Here is a 21,735-nt window from a genome sequence, read left to right on the forward strand (position 1 = left end):
CGAAAGTCTTTTCATCTGTGGTGAATTTATCTTATCTTTGCTCACACTATGATAGAATATGTAAGAGGCGAACTTGCCGAACTTAGTCCGGCAACCGCAGTGATCGACTGTAACGGGGTAGGCTATGCCGCCAATATATCCCTGAATACTTATTCGGCTATTCAGGGGAAGAAAAACTGTAAGTTATATATCTATGAGGCTATTCGCGAGGATGCTTATGTGCTCTACGGATTTGCCGACAAGCAGGAGAGGGAGATTTTCTTGCTGCTCATTTCCGTGTCGGGCATCGGAGGCAATACGGCGCGTATGATTCTTTCCGCCCTCTCGCCTGCGGAACTGGTGAACGTGATCAGCACCGAAAATGCGAACTTGCTGAAAACGGTGAAGGGAATCGGACTGAAGACAGCGCAGCGTGTGATTGTCGATCTGAAAGACAAGATTAAGACGATGGGAGCGACTGTTGCCGGCGGAAGTGCTTCTGCCGGCATGTTACTGCAGACTGCCAGCGTGGAAGTGCAGGAGGAAGCGGTAGCTGCCCTGACGATACTCGGCTTTGCCGCCGCGCCTTCGCAGAAAGTGGTACTGGCTATATTGAAGGAAGAACCGGATGCTCCGGTAGAGAAAGTTATTAAATTGGCTTTGAAAAGACTGTAATAGTGCGGGAAAAACTAAACAAGCAACAGAAAAATAATGAAACAAGGGAAAATTTACATGAAAGCATGGCTGGATCTTCATGGTCGTGTGAAGGTGTTGGCGACGGATCACTGGTATCTCGAATTTGCTAATCTTTTATTACCTGTCGTCAGCGAATCTTATTTATATAAATCGGAGACACAGGAGAGCCAGAATCAGGTGACTTTGATGCTGACTCTTTATCTGGAAGATTGTGTGACGGACGGAGGCAACTGGCGGCAGTTTATCCGCTGGCATAAACGAAATTACGGACGTTACCTGCCTTTTTACGAATTTTCGGAAGATTATCTGGCTGATGAGATCAATAAGGAGGACATAGCTTTCTTGCTATGGGGAATCAACTCGCCTGTGGGCGATGATTTCGACGGGGTGGAGAATCCGCTGGATGCGGACTTGCTGGAGTTTGCGGATGTGATTTATGCGCAGCTGGAAGCGGTTTTCGAGACAGCGCCTATCAGCGACGGGCTTGCCGGCGACTGGTTGATGGAATCGGAACTGATGGAGAAGAAGCGGACTGCTTTGCCTGTTGCTGCTCCGGGCGATCAGTTGCCTGTGAATGTGGAGCGCTTCCTGAAAGCGAGTGGTGGCGAGCCGTTGATGTTCTTCGATTCTTATGAGGCTTTGAAACTGTTCTTTGTGCAGGCACTGCAATGGGAGGATGAGGAAGATTCTCTGTTGCCTGACTTGAAGGAGTTTTCGGATTTTGTGATGTATGCCAATCCGAAGGGATTGCTGATAGGTCCGGATGTGGCTCCTTATTTTGCTGATAAACGGAATCCGCTGTACAATGCGGAAGTGGCTGAAGAAGAAGCGTACGAACTCTTCTGCGAGGAAGGACTGTGCCCGTTCGACTTGCTGAAGTACGGCATGGAACACGAACTGCTGCCCGAAGCGCAATTCCCTTTTGAGAACGGAAAAGAACTGCTGCACGATAACTGGGACTTTGTGGCTCGCTGGTTTTTGGGCGAGTATTACGAAGGAGAATGATCGTCTATTGAGTTATGCCAATCAAAAAAAGTAACAACCCGTTTGCCGGAAAGGCAAAGCCTGCTGCCGGAAAGAAGAAGGTGTCGGGGAAGCGAATCGGTAAGTCTAAGGTAGAAAAGGCTAATAATCAGTTGAATAGGAGGGTGAAATAAGGCTTGGGAGGCTACGCCCTTTCTACCTGTCAGGCTGCGTCGTTTTATGTAGCTAGGTTGTGCCTTTTCCAGATACCAGGCTATTCCGTTTCTCTGAAGCAAGAGGATACGAACAAGGGAATGTGGGTATGCTCCTTTAAAAACAGAAGGAAATATGGTTACAGATTGCTTGTTATAGCAAGATTGAAAACCGTATCTCGTATTGAAATAAAAAACGGTAAGCGATGGAAAGACGAATGTGTTACCTCTAATGAACACAGTCATTCATCGCTTACCGTTTTAATTTATTTTTCCGGGTTTTATTGGTTCTTTTCCCGACTTTACTTATTTCTTCCCGACTTTATATCTTTCTTTTCAAATCGGTCGGCTATTTGTCATTCTCCGGACCTTTTTATTCTTTCGGAAAGCTGTGACTCAGAAAAAGCAATTATTTCTCGGTTGCTTCTTCCAGTGCTTTCCGCTCTTTCTTCTTATTGATAAATCCGATTTTCAGGTTGGCGTCCTCCTGTTCTTTCTTGATTTGCTGCATAGCGGAAAGAATTTGTGTCAGTTCGTAAACGCCTGCTACTGCCTGACGGTCAGCCGGGGTCATAGTCGTGGTGTATTTACGGTCGCCGACAAATTCCACACGGATATTCTTGTCTTTGTTGAGGTTCAGAAATTCGATCACACTACCGTCTTCTCCCAGTTTGTAATCGGCTTTCTCTATTTTCTCGTTCATGTCCGTTGTCTCGTAGCTGTCCTTCGAAGTCGGAGTTTCAGCAAAACTGCCGTCGGGAGTCGTTACTTTGACGCCTACGTGGTGGATATTGCTGGCTCCGCAATAGATGGAAGTCATGCTCATAATGCCCTGTTCGTTCACTTGAAAGCGGAGGAAGGAGCGGTGTAGGTTCTTTTCGATGGCTTGAGTAGGCCAGATATAGTTGCCCACTTGTTGATATTCGGCATCTTTTTCCAGCGTGTACTTGTCTTTGATGGCGTCGAACGCTTCTTGTTTAGACTGAAGGGCACTGTCCAGATAAGCAAGAATCTTTTGTTGTGCCTTGAGTTCCACGTCCAGCATCAATTCCTGACCGGCTTTGCGGGCTTCGAATGCTTTGGGATACAAAATCTTGATACTGTCGATTTGTGTCTTTGCTTCTTCGTAGTCGCCACGTTCGTAGGCAGCGCGGGCAACTGTCAGTTTTTCATTGGCTTTCTTTTCGATGCCGTTTCCGCAGGCTGTCAGTGCCAGCGTGCCGCAAAAGAAGATAATCAGTTTTTTCATCATACCGTTTACATTTTACTATTAGATGACCGGCGATTGAATAGCATTCATCGTTTGATCGCTTACCTTGCACAATTTACGATTCGACGTTTGTTGTTACTTGTCAGTTCATCGCCCATCGTTTACTTTATAGCGGCAAAAATACAAATTATATCCCTTATTTTTGTAATTTTGCCCCCTCAAAACTTGTATTAGTGATAAGTGCCCGGTCATTGGCGGTTGCTAACCGGCTTTGCCGTTGCGCATCGATTGTTTATCACTGATCGTTAAGCACTAAAAAAAGATGATAGAGTTGACTCAAGAGGAATTGAAGCAGCATTTTAGCGAACCGATTTTCGGACAGATAGCCGAAACAGCCGATGCACTCGAATTGGAGTGCTATGTAGTAGGCGGTTACGTTCGTGATATTTTTCTGCAACGTCCCTCTAAAGATATAGATGTAGTAGTAGTAGGCAGTGGAATTGCGATGGCGGAAGCACTTGGAAAGCGATTGGGACGTGGTGCGCATGTCTCTGTTTTCAAGAATTTCGGTACGGCACAAGTGAAATATAAAGGCACGGAAGTGGAATTTGTAGGCGCCCGCAAAGAGTCTTATCAACGGGACTCACGGAAACCTATTGTAGAGGACGGAACGCTGGAAGACGACCAGAACCGCCGTGATTTTACGATTAACGCGATGGCTGTCTGCCTGAATAAAGCGCGCTTCGGTGAGTTGGTAGACCCGTTTGGCGGCATGGAGGACATGAAGGAAAAGACCATCCGCACACCGCTCGACCCGGATATCACGTTCAGCGATGACCCGCTGCGTATGATGCGCTGCATCCGTTTTGCCACGCAACTGGGATTCTATATCGACGACGACACTTTCGAATCGCTCTGCCGTAATAAAGAACGGATTGAAATAATCTCCCGTGAACGCATTGCGGATGAACTGAACAAGATAATTCTTTCGCCCATCCCTTCAAAAGGTTTTGTAGAACTGGAACGAAGCGGACTGTTGCCGTTGATTTTTCCGGAACTGGCTGCCCTGCAAGGTGTAGAAACACGGAACGGCAGATCGCACAAAGACAACTTTTATCACACACTGGAAGTGCTGGACAATATCAGCAAAAAGACGGATAATCTCTGGTTGCGCTGGGCAGCGTTATTGCACGATATAGCCAAGCCTGCAACGAAGCGCTGGGAGCCTAGAGCGGGATGGACGTTCCATAATCATAATTTTATCGGTGAGAAGATGGTTCCGAATATCTTCCGGAAGATGAAACTGCCGATGAATGAGAAGATGAAGTATGTGCAGAAAATGGTCAGTTTGCACATGCGCCCCATTGTGATAGCGGATGATGTGGTAACGGATTCCGCCGTTCGTCGTCTGCTCTTTGAGGCGGGCGATGATATCGACGACCTGATGACTCTTTGCGAAGCGGATATCACTTCCAAAAATATGGAGCGCAAACAGCGTTTTCTGAATAACTTCCAACTGGTTCGCCAGAAGTTGAAAGATCTCGAAGAAAAGGATCGGGTCCGTAATTTCCAGCCTCCGGTGAGCGGGGAAGAGATAATGGAAACTTTCGGCTTGCAGCCTTGCCGGGAAGTCGGCTCTCTGAAGAGTGCGATAAAGGATGCAATTCTGGACGGAGTTATCCCTAACGAGTATGAAGCAGCTCACGCTTTTATGCTGGAAAGGGCGGCAAAGATGGGATTGAAACCTGTGAAATGAGTTCTTTCTTAGCGTAAAGATCAGCTTCAATATAATTGTAAATTAAGATTTAGGCACGGATTCCACGGATTTCACGGTTTTAGTTAATAAAAGAACCGTGAAATCTGTGGAATCCGTGCCTATTATAATCTTGAATATCTGTATGTTTGGATACTGCCTCAAAATCATGCAGAAACTATCTCAAAATGTTGATAGGCTTATCATTGGTAGTCAGCATCACTTAAGATAAATGAAACAACTTAATAAAGTCAGCAGACTATTTTATCATTGACAGTATCATGATATGCCGTTTCTGGCTTTGAGACAACTCCTTAACTTTATGACAGTTCTACGATTTCTTCGTTACAGTTGGTCAGTTTCTCTATCCCATCGTTGGTCACTACCCAAGAGTTTTCGATACCTACGGGACCTATGCCCGGAAGAACAATCTTTGGTTCGAGGGCAAAGACCATGCCCGGTTCCAGTTCCTGCTTGATGCGTGGAGCAAGTACAGGCGCTTCATTGATTTCCAGTCCGATGCCGTGACCGATGAACTTGGCCTGTTGTCCCGTTCCCATGAATCTATCGGCAAATCCTGCCTGAGCAGCCATTTCGATAGCTGTGTTATAAAGCGTTTCGCAAGGAACACCCGGTCTGGCGATTGAAGCAATCTTTTCTTGAATGTCAAGGCACACCTGATGAGCGGTGTAGGCCTCTTCCGACAGTTTGCCGATAGAGAATACACGGCTCATATCGCCCATATATCCGTTAAAGTTACCTCCCAGATCGACCATAACGCTTTGTCCTTCTTTTAGCGGAGTCTTGTCAGCACCTCCGGGCAGGGCGGGATCGAGTCCCCGGCCACCTAAAGCGAAATCGTAAGGAGACGGATAGCCGGCATTATCCCCGGTCAGTACACTTCCCATAAAGATTTCCATGCTGCGGCCAAACACACGGAAGATGCCAAGACAGCCTTGAAGACGCATCAGGCGCTCAATTTCTATCGAGAACTCAATGTCTGTCATTCCGGGACGATAAACGCTCGGAATCAGCTCATATGCCTTTGCATGCGCCATTCCCGAACGACGGAACATTTCAATTTCAATAGCTGTCTTTACGCTGCGTGCCTGACGGATCAGCGGTGTCCCGTTCACGACTTCGGCTTCGGGAAACAAACCTGCCAGCCGGACATATTCCGTGTAAGGAAGTTCGTCACCTTCCAGCATCAGTTTAGTGGGCAAAGGCAAACCTTTTTCTTTCAGAATATCGACAATCTGTTCCGGTTTGCGGATGGAGAACGAGTGTTCTCCGGTGATATTGTTAGGCCGCTTGAAAAACAGCAGTGCCGGTGAATGAAGAGGGAGATAAAGATAGCCGCTGACTACACAGCCATACGTGTAAATTAAATTTGCATTACAAGTAATGAGGGCGGCATCAATGCCTTGTGACACCATCAGACTGCGAATCTTGTCACGGCGGAGTTTTAATTCGGGTTGTAGCATTTTTTATTGTTTACGAATTATTAATTACAAAATCATGAATGATAACTCATTCATTACGAGTTATTTATTTTTAAGAACAAACTCACGAGTAATTATTTACTGTATGATGCTACAAAGATAATTAATTCCATTGAAAATAATGTTAATCTCAAAAAAATAGCGCTACCCGCGTCCTGTCACAGGAGGCGAGCAGCGCAAACCACAAATACAAATACAACTAAACAAAGTCTCTTTTAAATAACGCCTTGTCCCATCATTGCGTGAGCTACTTTCATGAAGCCGGCAATGTTAGCTCCCTTCACATAATTGATATATCCATCGGATTCTGTGCCGTATTTCACGCATTGTGCATGGATACCGTGCATGATAGCGTGAAGTTTTTCGTCCACTTCGGCAGCACTCCAACTCAGGTGCATGGCATTCTGAGACATTTCCAGACCGGAAGTAGCAACACCACCGGCGTTGACTGCTTTACCCGGAGCATACATTACTTTCTTTTCGATAAACAAGTCGATCGCTTCCGGCGTACATCCCATGTTGGAAATTTCTCCAATGCAAAGAACGTTATTTTTTATGAGATTTTGTGCATCTTCTCCATTTAATTCGTTCTGAGTAGCGCAAGGAAGTGCTATATCTGCCTTTACTTCCCATGGACGTTTGCCTTCTACGAAGGTCGCACCCGGATACTTTTCAGCGTAAGGAGCAACAATGTCATTGCCCGAAGCGCGAAGTTCGAGCATGTAATCTATCTTTTCTCCGCTGATGCCGTCCGGGTCGTAAATGTATCCGTCCGGTCCGGAGATGGTGATTACTTTGGCACCCAATTCGGTTGCTTTGGTAGCAGCACCCCAAGCTACGTTACCGAAACCGGAGATCGCCACTGTCTTGCCTTTAATATCGATATTTTTTGCCTGCAACATTTGGTGAACGAAGTACAAACCGCCGAAACCGGTGGCTTCCGGACGAATCAGCGAACCGCCGAATTCAAGTCCTTTTCCGGTGAATGTTCCCGTAAACTCACGGGTCAGCTTCTTGTACATACCGAACATATAACCTACTTCGCGACCGCCTACACCGATATCACCGGCAGGTACATCCATATCCGGACCCAAGTGGCGCCACAATTCCAACATAAATGCCTGGCAGAAACGCATGATTTCCGCATTGCTTTTGCCACGGGGGGAGAAGTCCGAACCGCCTTTACCGCCACCCATAGGAAGCGTAGTCAGTGCATTCTTGAATGTCTGCTCGAAGCCGAGGAATTTCAAAATAGAAAGGTTGACGGAAGCATGGAAACGGATACCGCCTTTGTACGGACCGATAGCGTTGTTGAATTGTACACGATAACCGAGATTGGTCTGAACTTCCCCTCTGTCGTCTACCCAAGTGACACGGAAAGTGAAGATACGATCAGGCTCTACCAGTCTTTCGATGATCTTGGCTTTTTCAAATTCGGGATGCTGATTGTATATATCTTCGATTGAAAGAAGAACTTCTTTCACTGCCTGAAGATACTCTAATTCACCGGGGTGCTTTGCCTCCAAAGAGGACATGATTTTCTGGATGTTCATGATATTATAGTTTAAAAGGTTATTCTGATAAAATGTAAGCTTGTTGCATTGCAAATATAGGAAAACTTTTCAAATGTGAATGATTTCTTGTCTATATTTTGATTAAATAATGATAAAATGATAGTTTTTCTGTCGAACAACATATCTGTCTTATCCACTTTAAAGTTACTTATTCACGTGAATAAAGTCGCTTTAAAGTAAAATGGAGACTTACAAATCTACAAAATAATAAGCGATAAACCAATAAACTTTATAAAGAAGATGGTAGAAAATGAGATTTAAAAAATTAACTTTGCAAAGTAAATATCAAGTAGATAGTACTGTGAATAATTTCATGATGGAATAAAAAAGGAAAGTAACTATGCTCAGCAAATATAAATTAAACCAGCTTTACTTCAAAGATACGCAATTCGCTAATCTGATGACACGGCGAATTTTCAATGTTCTTCTGATTGCTAACCCGTATGATGCTTTCATGCTGGAAGATGACGGACGCATTGACGAAAAGATATTCAATGAATATACTTCTTTATCACTTCGTTATCCGCCCCGTTTCTCGCAGGTATCAACGGAGGAGGAGGCATTGGCGCAACTGGAAAATATGTCTTTCGATCTGGTGATCTGTATGCCGAGTACGGGAGATAATGACAGTTTTGATATCGGGCGGCATATCAAAGAGAAATATGAACATATTCCTATCGTTATCCTGACCCCTTTCAGTCATGGTATCACAAAGCGGATTATCAACGAAGATCTGAGTGCATTTGAATACGTGTTCTGCTGGCTGGGCAATACGGACCTGCTGGTTTCTATTATCAAACTGATGGAGGATAAGATGAACCTCGAACACGATGTGCAGGAAGTGGGTGTGCAGATGATTCTTTTAGTGGAAGACGGCATCCGGTTCTATTCTTCCATTCTTCCGAACCTTTATAAATTCGTGTTGAAGCAGAGTCAGGAGTTTTCTACCGAAGCCCTGAATGCGCATCAGCGCACGCTTCGTATGCGGGGACGTCCTAAAATCGTTCTCGCCCGTACGTATCAGGAGGCGATGGAAATCTATGGCAAATATCAGAATAATATATTAGGAGTCATTACCGACGTCCGTTTCCCGAAAGTGGAACGGGGCGAGAAAGACGGTCTGGCAGGTATCAAGCTTTGCACCGCCATTCGTAAGAACGATCCGTTCGTGCCGTTGATTATCCAGTCTTCCGAATCGGAGAACTCCTCGTATGCCGCTAAATACGGTGCCAGCTTTATCGACAAGAACTCTAAAAAGATGGACGTTGACCTGCGGCGTATCGTTTCCGATAACTTCGGTTTCGGTGACTTTGTGTTCCGCAATCCGGAGACAGGAGAGGAGATCGCCCGGGTGCGGAATCTGAAAGAGCTGCAGAATATCCTGTTTGCCGTGCCTGCCGAGTCCTTCTTGTATCATATCAGCCGGAATCACGTGTCGCGCTGGCTCTATTCGCGTGCTATGTTCCCGGTAGCCGAGTTTCTGAAGCCGATCACATGGACCAGTCTTCAAGATGTAGATGCACACCGCCGGATTATCTTTGAGGCCATTGTGAAATACCGGAAGATGAAAAATCAAGGAGTGGTTGCCGTCTTCAAACGTGACCGTTTCGACCGTTACTCCAACTTTGCCCGTATCGGTGATGGTTCGCTGGGAGGAAAAGGGCGTGGTCTTGCTTTCATTGATAACATGGTGAAGCGGTATCCCGAATTTGAGGAGTTTGAAAATGCGAGAGTAGCCATTCCTAAGACGGTGGTACTGTGTACCGACGTTTTTGACGAGTTTATGGAGACTAACAATCTCTATCAGATTGCTCTTTCGGATGCCGACGATGATACGATCCTAAGATATTTCCTGAAAGCGAAATTGCCTGACCGGCTGGTAGAGGACTTCTTCACCTTCTTCGATGTGGTGAAATCACCGATTGCCATTCGTTCTTCTTCTTTGCTGGAAGATTCGCATTATCAACCGTTTGCCGGAATTTACAATACGTATATGATTCCTTATCTGGACGATCGGTATGAAATGCTCCGTATGCTTTCCGATGCGATCAAAGGGGTTTATGCGTCGGTTTATTTCAGAGACAGTAAAGCCTATATGCAGGCTACGTCGAATGTGATAGACCAGGAAAAGATGGCAGTCATCTTGCAGGAGGTCGTGGGGAATCAATATGGAGACCGTTACTATCCATCGATGTCGGGCGTGGCACGTTCGCTCAATTATTATCCGTTAGGAGATGAAAAAGCGGAAGAAGGTACAGTGAATCTGGCTCTTGGACTAGGAAAATATATTGTAGACGGGGGGATGACACTTCGTTTCTCTCCTTATCACCCGAATCAGGTGCTGCAGACCAGTGAAATGGAAATCGCTCTGAAGGAAACGCAGACCCGTTTCTACGCTTTGGACTTGAAAAATGCAGGGCATGATTTCTCTATCGACGACGGCTTTAATCTGTTGAAACTTCACGTGAAGGAAGCGGAAAATGACGGCTCGTTACGTTACATCGCTTCTACCTACGACCCGTATGACCAGGTTATTCGTGATGGTTTGTATCCCGGTGGACGCAAGGTGATAACGTTTGCCAATATCCTGCAACACGATGTCTTCCCGTTGGCACGTATCCTGCAACTGGTTTTGAAGTACGGTGAACAGGAAATGAGGCGTCCGGTAGAGATTGAGTTTGCCGCTACTCTGAGCCGCGAACAGGATAAGACGGGAACGTTCTACCTGTTACAGATTCGTCCGATTGTAGACAGCAAAGAAATGCTGGACGAAGATTTGACGCTGATACCGGATGAAGATACGATTCTTCGCTCCAACAATTCATTGGGGCATGGTGTCATGAACGATATTTACGATATTGTCTACGTCAAGACGGACGGATACAGTGCTTCGAATAACCAGGCTATCGCTTGGGAAATAGAGAAGATGAACCTGCAATTTCTCAATGCAGGAAGGAACTACGTGCTTGTAGGTCCGGGACGCTGGGGCAGTAGCGACACATGGCTGGGCATTCCGGTGAAGTGGCCGCATATCTCTGCAGCCCGCGTGATAGTGGAAGCCGGTTTGACCAATTATCGGGTAGACCCGAGTCAGGGAACTCACTTCTTCCAGAATCTTACTTCGTTCGGGGTGGGGTATTTCACAATCAATGCCTTTATGAATGACGGAGTTTACAATCAGGACTTCCTCAATGCACAGCCTGCCGTAGAAGAAACGAAATTCCTGCGTCACGTCCGTTTTGAAAAGCCGATGGTAGTCAAGATGGATGGTAAGAAGAAGCTCGGCGTTGTTCTGATGCCGGGGATTGACTGATTCTTTAAAAGAAATAAAAATGGAAATTATTCTGTTGATATTCAACTGGTTACTGTCTTTCCGAAAAAAAGAGCATGAATCCTCATGGAAACATGCTCTTTCTTTTACAAACGATATACTGTTCTTTTATTCTTTCAAGGCTTCTTGCAGATTAATGCCTAATGCTTTGGCAACTCCGGCACCGTATGCCGGATCTGCCTTGTAGCAGTTGCGTGTGTGGCGTTGTTTGATGAATAGTTCCGAATCACCCATGGCACGGGCTGTGTTTTCAAACAACAGTTGCTGTTCGTCTGCCGGCATCAGTCGGAACAGGTCACCCGGCTGGCTATAATAGTCATCATCATATTCGCGTTCATTGTAATTGTAAATCTCGCCTGTTACTTTGAGAGGCGGTTCTTTCATATGAGGAGAGTCTTTCCATTCTCCGTAGCTGTTGGGTTCGTAGCCTTTGGCTGCGCCGTAGTTGCCGTCTACACGCATCGCTCCGTCGCGGTGGTAAGCGTGGAAAGGACAGCGGGGTTTATTCACCGGGATCTGTTCCGAATTTACTCCGAGGCGGTAACGCTGCGCGTCACCGTAAGAGAACAGACGTCCCTGTAACATCTTGTCTGGTGAGAATCCGATGCCATCTACGGTATTGATAGGGTTGAAAGCGGCTTGCTCTACATCTGCGAAATAGTTTTCCGGATTACGGTTCAGTTCCAGAATACCCACGTCTTGTAGCGGGAAGTCTTTGTGTGGCCATACTTTGGTCAGGTCGAACGGATTGATGCGGTAATTGTCCGCTTCCTCTTCCGTCATCAGCTGAATCTGGAACAGCCATTTCGGATAGTCTCCCTTTTCGATGCTTTCAAAAAGGTCGCGTTGATGAGATTCACGGTCTTTGGCAATGATAGCTTCCGCTTCCTGATCGGTCAGATTTTTGATTCCCTGCATTGTACGCAGGTGGAATTTTACCCAGATACGTTGGTTGTCCGCATTGATAAAGCTGTATGTATGACTTCCGAATCCGTGCATGTGGCGGTAAGAATAAGGGATACCGCGAGGACTCATGGTGATAGTTACCTGATGTAAGGCTTCGGGTAGAAGCGTCCAGAAATCCCAGTTGCTGTTGGGACTGCGCATGTTTGTTTTAGGGTCGCGTTTGATGGCATGATTCAAATCGGGGAATTTGAGGGGGTCACGTAAGAAAAACACGGGGGTATTGTTACCGACTAAATCCCAGTTACCTTCTTCGGTGTAGAATTTCATTGCAAAACCACGGATATCGCGTTCGGCATCTGCTGCTCCGCGCTCTCCGGCTACGGTAGAAAAACGGACGAAACATTCTGTTTGCTTTCCGACTTCGCTAAAGATAGCTGCACGGGTGTACTTCGTGATGTCATGCGTAACGGTAAATGTTCCGAAAGCTCCCGAGCCTTTGGCATGCATACGTCTTTCCGGAATTACTTCACGATCAAAATGAGCAAGCTTTTCGATAAGCCATGGATCTTGTAACATGACAGGTCCGCGTTGACCTGCGGTTTGCGAATTCTGATTGTCGGCAATGGGACGACCATTCGCGGCAGTTAGTTTTTTTTCTTCCATAAAATAGATGTTAGTCGGAGGAAAAGTTTAAATAAACCGAAGTCTCTTTATTCTTTTATCCGGGTTTATAATATGTAACAAAGATAGATCGATTTTGCTTGCTTGTCAAACTGATATTTTCTATATAAAGATAGAAAATAACTATGAATAATCTTTAAAGTCTCCGATATTTTTTTTCAAGTACATCTTTCACCCGGACCGAGTACTTCATTCACTTCTTTCTTCTACATCATCCATAGAGATGAAGTACTTCCTGCCGTCTGCTCTTCTATATGCTTTCCCGCACTCTTCTACATGCTTTCCTGCACTCTTCTACTTGTTTTTCCACTGTCTGCATTGGGGTATGAAAAAACTCCCGCTCTTCCTTTCGGAAGGCGGGAGCCTTTATCTTAAAAAATGACTATAGCTTTCTTATATTTTGCTGATTATACGATACCTTGAGCCATCATAGCTTTCGCCACCTTCATGAATCCGGCTACGTTAGCACCTTTCACATAGTTTACATATCCGTCGGCTTCAGTACCATACTGAACGCAGGCTTCGTGGATATTCTTCATGATGCTCTTCAGCTTTTCGTCTACTTCTTCAGCGCTCCAGCTCAGTTTGATAGAGTTCTGAGTCATTTCAAGACCTGATACAGATACACCACCAGCGTTAGCAGCTTTACCCGGAGCGTACAGAATCTTAGCGTCCTGGAATACTTTGATAGCTTCCGGAGTAGAAGGCATGTTTGCACCTTCAGATACAGCCATACAGCCGTTTGCTACCAACTGACGGGCGTGGTCGCCGTTCAATTCGTTCTGAGTGGCAGAAGGCAGTGCGATATCGCATTTTTCACCCCAAGGTTTAGCTCCTTCTACATATTTGCAGCCGTATTTCTCTGCGTATTCACGGATACGTCCACGGTACAGATTCTTCAGTTCCATGATGTAATCCAGTTTTTCGCGGTCGATACCGTCCGGATCGTAGATGTAACCGTCAGAGTCGGAGCAAGTTACTACTTTACCGCCCAGTTCGATCACTTTTTCGATGGTATATTGAGCTACGTTACCCGAACCGGAAACGAGACATACTTTACCTTTCAGGTCAGTACCTTTGGTTTTCAGCATTTCCATCAGGAAGTAGATGTTACCGTAGCCGGTAGCTTCCGGACGAATCAGTGAACCACCGAATTCACGGCCTTTACCAGTGAATGTTCCGGTAAATTCGTGAGCCAGCTTCTTGTACATACCGAACATGAATCCTACTTCGCGGCCACCAACACCGATGTCACCGGCAGGTACGTCAGTTTCGGGACCGATGTGACGCCACAGTTCCAGCATGAATGCCTGTACGAAGCGCATTACTTCAGCGTTTGACTTACCACGTGGAGAGAAGTCGGAACCACCTTTACCACCACCCATCGGCAGTGTAGTCAGTGAGTTTTTGAATGTCTGCTCAAAGGCAAGGAATTTCAGGATTGAAAGGTTTACAGATGCGTGGAAACGGATACCGCCTTTGTACGGGCCGATAGCGTTGTTGTGCTGAACACGGTAGCCCATGTTGGTCTGAATATTACCTTTGTCGTCCATCCAAGTTACACGGAACTGAAATACTCTATCAGGGATACACAGGCGTTCGATTAAGTTTACTTTATCAAATTCCGGGTGTTTGTTGTATTCTTCTTCAATAGTAGAAAGTACTTCCTCTACTGCCTGATGATACTCTGGTTCATTGGGGAACCTTCTTTTCAGATCGTCTAATACCTTTGCTGCATTCATAATCTTTTTTTCTTTTATTGGTTGATTAAATTTCGATTATCTATTTCTTTTATGCGGTTGCAAAAGTAAAGATAAAAATTGAACTAGCAAACATTTTATAAAGAAAAATGCAATAAAACATCAAATTTGATATTTTATTGCATTAAAACTCGGAAAAAAGATATTTATTTATTCTTTTTTATCGACTTATAGACGGGAATAAAGACTAATGCTGCCGAAATGACAAGCATTACTATCGTCATACCGTCAATACGTTCGGCTTTTGTCAGAACTAAATAGCAAAGCGCCAGCCAAAGCAGGCTGACGCAAACTATTTGTGATTTTGATAGCGGTCTTCTCATTTGCTTTCCTTTTTCTTCTTGTCAACGATAGCGTCAATCACGGCTACGGCTGTGATGTTCACGATGTCGCGGACTGAGCTTTCAAAGTCAGTGAAATGAATAGGCTTGTTCAGTCCCATCTGGATAGGGCCGATAAATTCTGTATCGGGGTCCATGGCCTGTAGCAGTTTGTATCCGGCATTGGCGGAGCTCAGGTTCGGGAAGATCAGCGTATTCACGTCTTTACCTTTCAGGCGGGTGAACGGATACTTGGCGTCGCGGAGTTCGCGGTTCATGGCAAAGTTCACCTGCATTTCACCGTCGATGGCCAGTTCGGGATATTCCTTCTGCATGTAGCTTACTGCTCCGTGCACTTTGACAGGACTGCCGGAAGTATCGGCACCGAAGTTGGAGTACGACAGCATCGAGATGACCGGTGTATGGTTGAAGAAACGTACCGTCTTGTCAGCCAGCTTGGCGATGTCGATCAGGGTTTCCGTATCCGGGTGACGATTGATTAAGGTATCTGCCAAGAAGTAAGTACCTTTCTTGGAGTTAAGAATGTGCATCGTTCCGAAGTGGTTGAATCCGGGCTGGATGCCGATTACTTCTTTGGCCACTTTGATGGTATTGCTGTATCTTGTATAAAGTCCGGTGATAAATGCGTCTGCGTCTCCGGTTTCTACCATCATCATACCGAAGTAGTTGCGTTCGAACATCTTGTCGTTGGCTTCTTCGTAAGTAAAGCCTTCGCGGGCACGTTTTTCCGCAAGGATACGTGAGTAGCGTTCGCGGCGTTCCGATTCGTCCGGATGACGGAGGTTGACGATTTCGATGCCTTCCAGACTCAGGTCGAGTTCTTCGGCAAGTTTACCGATTGCTTCGTCGTTTCCTAACAAGATAGGGTGGCAGATGCCTTCGGCTTTCGCTTCGACGGCAGCTTTCAGCATGTTGGGGTGGATACCTTCGGCAAATACGACACGTTGCGGGCTGCGGCGGGCAGTGTCATAAAGCTGGCGGGTCAGTTTGGATTCGTATCCCATCAGTTCGCGCAAGTGTACGCAGTAAGCGTCCCAGTCTTTGATTTCCGTGCGTGCCACTCCGCTTTCCATGGCTGCTCTCGCTACGGCACAGGAAACTTCGGTGATGAGGCGCGGGTCTACCGGTTTCGGGATGAAGTATTCCGGACCGAAAGAGAGGTTATTCACATGATATGCTGCGTTTACTACATCGGGTACAGGCTGTTTGGCCAGGTTGGCGATGGCGTGTACTGCTGCGATTTTCATTTCTTCGTTGATTGCTTTCGCGTGCGTGTCGAGTGCGCCACGGAAGATGTACGGGAATCCGATCACGTTGTTGATCTGGTTGGGATAGTCGGAACGTCCGGTGGCCATCAGTACGTCGGGGCGGGCGTTCATTGCTTTTTCGTAAGTAATTTCCGGATCGGGGTTTGCCAGTGCGAAGACGATCGGCATCGGAGCCATGCTGCGCACCATATCCTGGCTCAGTACGTTGCCTTTGGACAGGCCGAGGAATACGTCTGCGCCTTTGATTGCTTCTTCCAGCGTGTGGATATCCGTGCGGTCTGTGGCAAAATATCTCTTCTGTTCGTTGAGGTCGGTACGTGTCTTGCTGATAACGCCTTTGCTGTCCAGCATGACGATGTTTTCGAGACGTGCCCCCAGCGATACATATAATTTAGTACAAGATACGGCAGATGCTCCGGCACCGTTAACAACGATTTTTACATCTTCGATTTTCTTTCCGGCTACTTGCAGGGCATTTACCAGTCCGGCACTGGAGATGATAGCGGTTCCGTGCTGGTCATCGTGCATCACAGGGATGTCGAGTTCTTCTTTCAGCCGGCGTTCGATTTCAAAACATTCGGGAGCCTTGATGTCTTCCAGATTGATTCCACCGAAAGTAGGGGCGATTGCTTTTACGGCAGCGATGAATTTCTCAGGGTCTTTTTCGTCCACTTCGATGTCGAATACGTCGATACCTGCGTAGATTTTGAAAAGCAGTCCTTTGCCTTCCATCACCGGTTTGCCGCTCAGTGCGCCTATATCACCCAGTCCGAGTACGGCTGTACCGTTCGAAATGACAGCTACCAGATTGCCTTTTGCCGTGTATTTATAAGCGTCTTGCGGGTTTTTCTCTATTTCGAGGCAAGGCTCTGCCACACCGGGAGAGTATGCAAGTGATAAATCGGTTTGTGTACTGTAAGGTTTGGTAGGAACTACCTCGATCTTACCGGGTTTGCCCTGTGAATGGTAGAGCAAAGCGGCTTCTTTGGTTATTTTAGCCATGGTATTGGTATTTTTATTAATAAGTTATCATTTGGCTGCAAATGTAGGAATAAAAGTTATACATTGTAGTCTTTAGATGATAAATTCTATTAATTTTATAGCAAAATGACTGATTCTGCACAAACAAACGTTACGGAAATAGTTTGTTTTCCGGCGGATGGCGGGAGGGAAGTGCTATAAGCCGCAGGTTATTTTCTGCTATAATATAAAGGAGTACAAGATGCTATCCGCCCATCTGTACTCCTTATATATATGATCGTTATTTTGAGAAGGTAATAATAGTTATTCCTTTTTTCCGGGCGGTGTATGTGTGGTGCGCCAGAATGTGTTTTTCACTTCACGCGCCACGTCTTTCCAGCTCGGCATGCTCTTCAGCGAACGGCGGACCGGGAAATCATAAAGTAGCAACAGCAGAAACAGGAAGATGCAGGCATAAGCCACCCATCCATAAATCTGTTTGATACTGACTTCCATCATCTGACTGATAAATTCTTCCATGTAATGACCGAGATTGAACGGATTGCTGCTGAACGACACGTGATCGATTGCCGATCCGTAACGTGCCAGATTATCCGGGACGTAGTAAGCCAGTCCTTGTGCATAGACTGCGCCGCCCAGTACGCCTCCGATTACCATGTGGAGCATGTTGAACACACCTAACCCCTGAAAGAAATGCTGGAAAGTCATGATCTCTTCCAGGCACACCATAAAGGTGGCGCTCAATACGGCATAAGCGAAGCCACGGCAGATGGTCGGCAGGTAGAGTTGTGAAATATGTATGTCGGTGGAAAGCGTCAGATAAAATCCTACCAGATAACCGGTCAGTCCGATGAATCCGACGATGACGAGACGTACATAGTTATACCGTTTGATATGCATCCACCAATAGGAGAATACGCAACCGGCTACGATCCCGATGATGGCGAACCAATTTAGCTGTACGCTTACCAGTTCTTCATACTTCATTACTTCTTCGTAGAAGACCTCTTCCAGCACATGCTCGGTTGCCAGAAACGCTTCCACCAGCGTGACCAGTCCCAGCAAAGGCCAGTAATGGCGATAAGTCCACATTTTAGGTTCGAGAAAGGGATGGCGGATGGTCATCATCCGCCAGATGCAGAATCCCAGAGTGATCAGGATAGCTATCGTCAGTTGACGGATCACCGGACTGTTCCACCAGTCGTACCAGTCGCCGTAATTAAAGAGAAAAGCGATTTCGGCAAGTAAGGCGGCCCAAAGTGCTCCGCCCAGCCAGTCGATGCCGAACAGCGGAAACTTGCGCATGAACCGGAAATGCTTGATACAAGTGGTTTGTATCAGTAGAACGATCAGCATCAGTCCTGCGATGAACAGGTTCATGTAAGTCCAGTGATAATGAAACATTAGATAGGTCGTGATCAGGTCGGACAACTGGATACTGCCGAGAATGACGATATGAAGCCACGGAAAGAAAACTGTGAAATCACGCTTGGGCGTCATCCATAACTGAATGTTGGACATACATTCGAAAGTTCCCTGAATCTTGCACATTCCTTCGATGAAGCATATCAGCCACAACAGCGGAAGGAAAGTGATGTGCGGCGCTATCAGGTTGCAGAGTAGCACTCCCAGTGCAGCGGACGTAAGCAGTGTCTTGTTGGTAAAACGGAACTTCATACGGAACAACAGAGGGAAGTAGATTGCCATTCCTGCCAGATTGGCGTACATACACATCAGGATATCCTCGCGCATCACTGCCATGCCGCTGATCATATGGTTCAATGCCCCCAAATATACTCCTCCCGAAAGCTGGAAGGTGACGGCGATGAAGAGATAGATCCACGGTTGCATCTTCCGCGGCACAAAGCTGCGGAACATCGGCATCACGAAAGGACCATTTAAAACAGGTGCTCCCATACGTTAATATTTTACCTCACATTCTATGTTAAAACCGGCACGCAAGCGTTTCAAGTCTTCCGGTTTGTTTCCTTTCAGACTGATACGGACCGGAATACGCTGTTCCACTTTGACAAAGTTGCCGGTAGCATTGTCTTGCGGTATCATAGAGAAGGCTGCCCCTGTCGCGTCGGAAATAGATTCTACACTCCCCCGAAAAGTGACGTCGGGCACTGCATCTGCCGTCATCTCCACTTCGGCACCTTCTCTGATGTTGGAGAGTTGTGTTTCGCGGTAGTTGGCTATCACCCACAGGTCGCGGCTGTCTACAATGTCGACCATTGTTTGTCCGGGCTGAACCAGTTGTCCTTCCAGAATCGCTTTCTTTCCGGTGGTACCGTCACATGGAGCGGTGATTACGGTATACGAAAGATTCAGGCGGGCAAGTTCTAATGCCGCTTCCGCCACACGGACACCTGCTTCATTCTGTCCCAGTCGATGAGTCTGCTCGCTCTTGACCAGAGACGTTGACTGCTTGGCACGGGATACTTGCTCGTAGCGTGCTTTGGCGGCTTCGTAAGCGGTGTGTACGTTGTCATATTGTTGTTTGGTCACTGCATCTTCTTGTAGCAACTTCTCGAAACGGTTCAGTTCTCGTCTGGCGTTCTCCATTTGTACGCGTACCTCTTCGATACTTGCGTCGTTCACACTCAGATTGTTCTGGGTGGTGGCGATTCCTATGGTGGTGGCTTGCCGTCCTGCGGTTGCATTGGCAAGGTCTGCTTCCGCCTGAGCCACCCGGAGGCGGAATTCGGTATCTTCGATGATGACGAGCGTATCGCCTTTGCGTACCTGCTGATACTCTGCGAAACATATCTTCTTGATGAATCCCGGTACACGGGTGTTGATCGGGGTGATGTGTTGTTTCACCTGTGCATTGTCGGTATATTCGATATTTCCCAGATGGATGAATCGGGAACAAACATAAATGATACCTCCGGTGAGGAAGCAAAGAATAAGAATATTGTATATCAGCTTTTGAGCTTTTCTTGCAATCATGATGAGTCTGTTTTTAAGGGGTTGAATTTGACTGAATTATTCTCTGACGAGATGTTTCTTTAAAGTGTATGAGTAATGTATTTCATCTTGTAGTAACTGTAGACTACGTTGATACGCGCGTTGACCAGTCCCAGGTCGGCACTCAACTTCATGTTGCTTGCATCGAGCATATCGGTGAGCAGGGCCAGGTCATTTTTGTAGCGGTTGCTGGTCACGTTGTAGTTCTGATTGGCCAGTTCCACACTTTTTTCCTGAGTGCGGAGGTCGGTGAATGAGGTCAGGAAATTGACGTAATTAGCCTGCACGCTGTTTTCTATCTGCTCTTGTGCCAATGAATACTCTTCCTGTGCTTTTCGCATATTCAGTTTTGCCTGACGCACCTTTTTATTGTTTTTGAACAACGAAGAAAGGTTGTATTTTATCCCGACTCCCACATACCAGTAGTTGAAGTTATTGTCCAGTACGGGAACTTCGATAGTAATGGGTCCGTCCAGATGTTCTCCGGCTACGAGCGCTATTTTAGGAAGAAGCTCCGAGCGTTCCAGCTTCACTTTCTGCTTGTTCATCTGAATGGCCAGTTGTGCCTGTTGCAAACCTACATTGCTTTGGGTAGCCAGCAGTTGCCAGTCATTTTCCGCCAGTGCCTTGACTTCTTCGTCCAGCAATGTAGAGTCGGGGACTATTTCTGTGCCGGCTGGCAGGTGGAGGGTAGTCACCAATTGGTGGTTTATAATCTTGCAGGCATCCTGCACTTTGGCGAGTTGTAGCTTCAGCGTTTCTTTCTGGAGTTCATAGCGGGTGATATCATTTTTTAGAGCCGTTCCTTGCGTACGTCTGGCTTCCATGTTGTGAATCACTTGCTCCGTCAGATCAAGGTTTTTCTGTAATACTTGAATCTGATTGTTCAGCTTGTATAAATCCAGATAGTAACCGGTCAGAAGAAAACGTATCTCCTGACGATTTTTCTGCCAGTCCAATGTAGCCATCTGTTGTCCGAGTTCCGCCAGAGTGATGCTGCTGTTGATAGCTCCGCCCGCGTAAATGACCTGTTGGGCTTCCAAGGCAAAGTTGTTGCCGAAGTGAGGCATGGGAATGTTCTGTCCGTTTTTAAAGTCACGGTCCCACAGATATCCGTCGCCCAGATAGCTGAACGAGAGCGAAGCTCCGATGTCCGGCAGTCGTTGGGACTTGGCGGCTTTCAATGCTTCATCCGCCGTTTCTTTTCCCGTTTTATACGTTTGAATACTCTGACTGTTCTCGTCTGCCAGACGGAACATTTCATTAATGCCCAAAACTTTCCTGCCAGACGTTTGGGCAAACACTCCCTGGCTGCACAGTGCTGCGCATAGCGGCACTATGAGCCATCTTTTTTTGCTCATAAAGTGAAAAAGAAATTTAGTTGATAATGGTAAATATACGCTCCTATATCACGTGACTCCCTGAGAAGGAATTATCGTTTCGCGTCGTGGCGAGTAGTTTTATGAGAATTATCAAATCTGTGCAGATACACCCCAACCGTGGAAATCATGCATTTTATTCTTATAACGAATGGCTATTTGATAATATCTTAGTTTCATCTTGATACCTGTTTTCTGTTTTTCGTTTTGCAAAATTATGAAAAAT

Annotated in this window: 15 protein-coding genes; 5 read left to right on the forward strand and 10 right to left on the reverse strand. The window is 46.4% G+C overall.

The genetic code is table 11. The features are described from left to right. The first annotated feature begins 48 nt into the window (after nt 1-48). From ruvA to BLW31_RS24325, 3 genes are read left to right on the forward strand one after another with little or no spacing between them, the layout of a single operon-like run. Nucleotides 49-654, forward strand: coding sequence for a Holliday junction branch migration protein RuvA (gene ruvA, locus BLW31_RS03220; protein ID WP_010539156.1), 606 nt, complete (start codon nt 49-51; stop codon nt 652-654). A gap of 36 nt (nt 655-690) precedes the next feature. Beyond that, complete coding sequence (locus BLW31_RS03225) at nt 691-1,680, forward strand: DUF3843 family protein (protein ID WP_010539155.1); 990 nt, start codon at nt 691-693, stop codon at nt 1,678-1,680. A 14-nt stretch (nt 1,681-1,694) separates the two neighbouring features. Continuing rightward, nucleotides 1,695-1,832, forward strand: a complete 138-nt coding sequence (locus BLW31_RS24325; protein ID WP_087935389.1) for a hypothetical protein — start codon at nt 1,695-1,697, stop codon at nt 1,830-1,832. A 427-nt stretch (nt 1,833-2,259) separates the two neighbouring features. Here BLW31_RS24325 and BLW31_RS24330 read toward each other — a convergent pair whose 3' ends face one another. Further along, the gene (locus BLW31_RS24330; RefSeq protein ID WP_029425685.1) at nt 2,260-3,099 is read right to left on the reverse strand and encodes an outer membrane protein assembly factor BamD; all 840 of its coding nucleotides are present in this window, start codon (nt 3,097-3,099) and stop codon (nt 2,260-2,262) included. Between the two features lie 283 nt (nt 3,100-3,382). On the opposite strand from BLW31_RS24330, the gene BLW31_RS03235 reads away from it, so the two are divergent. Beyond that, nucleotides 3,383-4,816 (forward strand): CCA tRNA nucleotidyltransferase, encoded by a 1,434-nt coding sequence (locus tag BLW31_RS03235; protein ID WP_010539153.1) that lies wholly within the window; start codon nt 3,383-3,385, stop codon nt 4,814-4,816. 317 nt (nt 4,817-5,133) lie between these two features. Here the strand turns inward: BLW31_RS03235 and BLW31_RS03240 are convergent, their stop codons facing one another. Both BLW31_RS03240 and gdhA read right to left on the reverse strand, forming a co-directional pair. Beyond that, nucleotides 5,134-6,297, reverse strand: a complete 1,164-nt coding sequence (locus BLW31_RS03240; RefSeq protein ID WP_010539152.1) for a M24 family metallopeptidase — start codon at nt 6,295-6,297, stop codon at nt 5,134-5,136. 233 nt (nt 6,298-6,530) lie between these two features. Beyond that, complete coding sequence (gene gdhA, locus BLW31_RS03245; protein WP_010539151.1) at nt 6,531-7,868, reverse strand: NADP-specific glutamate dehydrogenase; 1,338 nt, start codon at nt 7,866-7,868, stop codon at nt 6,531-6,533. Between the two features lie 361 nt (nt 7,869-8,229). On the opposite strand from gdhA, the gene BLW31_RS03250 reads away from it, so the two are divergent. Continuing rightward, nucleotides 8,230-11,202 (forward strand): PEP/pyruvate-binding domain-containing protein, encoded by a 2,973-nt coding sequence (locus tag BLW31_RS03250; protein WP_010539150.1) that lies wholly within the window; start codon nt 8,230-8,232, stop codon nt 11,200-11,202. 126 nt (nt 11,203-11,328) lie between these two features. Here the strand turns inward: BLW31_RS03250 and BLW31_RS03255 are convergent, their stop codons facing one another. The 7 genes from BLW31_RS03255 to BLW31_RS03280 form a co-directional block, all read right to left on the reverse strand. Next, nucleotides 11,329-12,789, reverse strand: coding sequence for a catalase (locus tag BLW31_RS03255; protein WP_010539149.1), 1,461 nt, complete (start codon nt 12,787-12,789; stop codon nt 11,329-11,331). Nucleotides 12,790-13,214: 425 nt separating this feature from the next. Next, nucleotides 13,215-14,549 carry an NADP-specific glutamate dehydrogenase gene (locus BLW31_RS03260; RefSeq protein ID WP_010539148.1) on the reverse strand — a complete coding sequence of 445 codons (1,335 nt, stop codon included), beginning with the start codon at nt 14,547-14,549 and terminating at the stop codon, nt 13,215-13,217. Nucleotides 14,550-14,713: 164 nt separating this feature from the next. Further along, nucleotides 14,714-14,890: a hypothetical protein gene (locus BLW31_RS23965; RefSeq protein WP_010539147.1), complete on the reverse strand. Its 177-nt coding sequence runs from the start codon at nt 14,888-14,890 to the stop codon at nt 14,714-14,716. Next, nucleotides 14,887-17,178, reverse strand: a complete 2,292-nt coding sequence (locus BLW31_RS03265; RefSeq protein ID WP_010539146.1) for an NADP-dependent malic enzyme — start codon at nt 17,176-17,178, stop codon at nt 14,887-14,889. The genes BLW31_RS23965 and BLW31_RS03265 overlap by 4 nt, the downstream gene beginning before the upstream one ends. 282 nt (nt 17,179-17,460) lie before the next feature. After that, a complete protein-coding gene (locus BLW31_RS03270) occupies nt 17,461-19,074 on the reverse strand; it encodes a hypothetical protein (protein WP_010539145.1) in 1,614 nt (537 codons plus the stop codon). 3 nt (nt 19,075-19,077) lie between these two features. Further along, on the reverse strand, nt 19,078-20,112 hold the full coding sequence (locus tag BLW31_RS03275; protein ID WP_010539144.1) for an HlyD family secretion protein: 1,035 nt from the start codon (nt 20,110-20,112) through the stop codon (nt 19,078-19,080). 59 nt (nt 20,113-20,171) lie between these two features. After that, on the reverse strand, nt 20,172-21,491 hold the full coding sequence (locus tag BLW31_RS03280) for a TolC family protein (RefSeq protein ID WP_029425684.1): 1,320 nt from the start codon (nt 21,489-21,491) through the stop codon (nt 20,172-20,174). Nucleotides 21,492-21,735: the final 244 nt, after the last annotated feature.

The organism is Bacteroides faecis MAJ27 (genome assembly GCF_900106755.1).
Taxonomy (GTDB): domain Bacteria; phylum Bacteroidota; class Bacteroidia; order Bacteroidales; family Bacteroidaceae; genus Bacteroides; species Bacteroides faecis.

What these genes read in the sequence shown, in the direction of transcription:
- ruvA (WP_010539156.1), top strand. Translation starts at nt 49, where the DNA reads ATGATAGAATATGTAAGAGGCGAACTTGCCGAACTTAGTCCGGCAACC.
- gdhA (WP_010539151.1), bottom strand. Translation starts at nt 7,868, where the DNA reads ATGAACATCCAGAAAATCATGTCCTCTTTGGAGGCAAAGCACCCCGGT.
- BLW31_RS03240 (WP_010539152.1), bottom strand. Translation starts at nt 6,297, where the DNA reads ATGCTACAACCCGAATTAAAACTCCGCCGTGACAAGATTCGCAGTCTG.
- BLW31_RS03265 (WP_010539146.1), bottom strand. Translation starts at nt 17,178, where the DNA reads ATGGCTAAAATAACCAAAGAAGCCGCTTTGCTCTACCATTCACAGGGC.
- BLW31_RS03280 (WP_029425684.1), bottom strand. Translation starts at nt 21,491, where the DNA reads ATGAGCAAAAAAAGATGGCTCATAGTGCCGCTATGCGCAGCACTGTGC.
- BLW31_RS03275 (WP_010539144.1), bottom strand. Translation starts at nt 20,112, where the DNA reads ATGATTGCAAGAAAAGCTCAAAAGCTGATATACAATATTCTTATTCTT.
- BLW31_RS24330 (WP_029425685.1), bottom strand. Translation starts at nt 3,099, where the DNA reads ATGAAAAAACTGATTATCTTCTTTTGCGGCACGCTGGCACTGACAGCC.
- BLW31_RS03255 (WP_010539149.1), bottom strand. Translation starts at nt 12,789, where the DNA reads ATGGAAGAAAAAAAACTAACTGCCGCGAATGGTCGTCCCATTGCCGAC.
- BLW31_RS03235 (WP_010539153.1), top strand. Translation starts at nt 3,383, where the DNA reads ATGATAGAGTTGACTCAAGAGGAATTGAAGCAGCATTTTAGCGAACCG.
- BLW31_RS24325 (WP_087935389.1), top strand. Translation starts at nt 1,695, where the DNA reads ATGCCAATCAAAAAAAGTAACAACCCGTTTGCCGGAAAGGCAAAGCCT.
- BLW31_RS03260 (WP_010539148.1), bottom strand. Translation starts at nt 14,549, where the DNA reads ATGAATGCAGCAAAGGTATTAGACGATCTGAAAAGAAGGTTCCCCAAT.
- BLW31_RS23965 (WP_010539147.1), bottom strand. Translation starts at nt 14,890, where the DNA reads ATGAGAAGACCGCTATCAAAATCACAAATAGTTTGCGTCAGCCTGCTT.
- BLW31_RS03225 (WP_010539155.1), top strand. Translation starts at nt 691, where the DNA reads ATGAAACAAGGGAAAATTTACATGAAAGCATGGCTGGATCTTCATGGT.
- BLW31_RS03250 (WP_010539150.1), top strand. Translation starts at nt 8,230, where the DNA reads ATGCTCAGCAAATATAAATTAAACCAGCTTTACTTCAAAGATACGCAA.
- BLW31_RS03270 (WP_010539145.1), bottom strand. Translation starts at nt 19,074, where the DNA reads ATGGGAGCACCTGTTTTAAATGGTCCTTTCGTGATGCCGATGTTCCGC.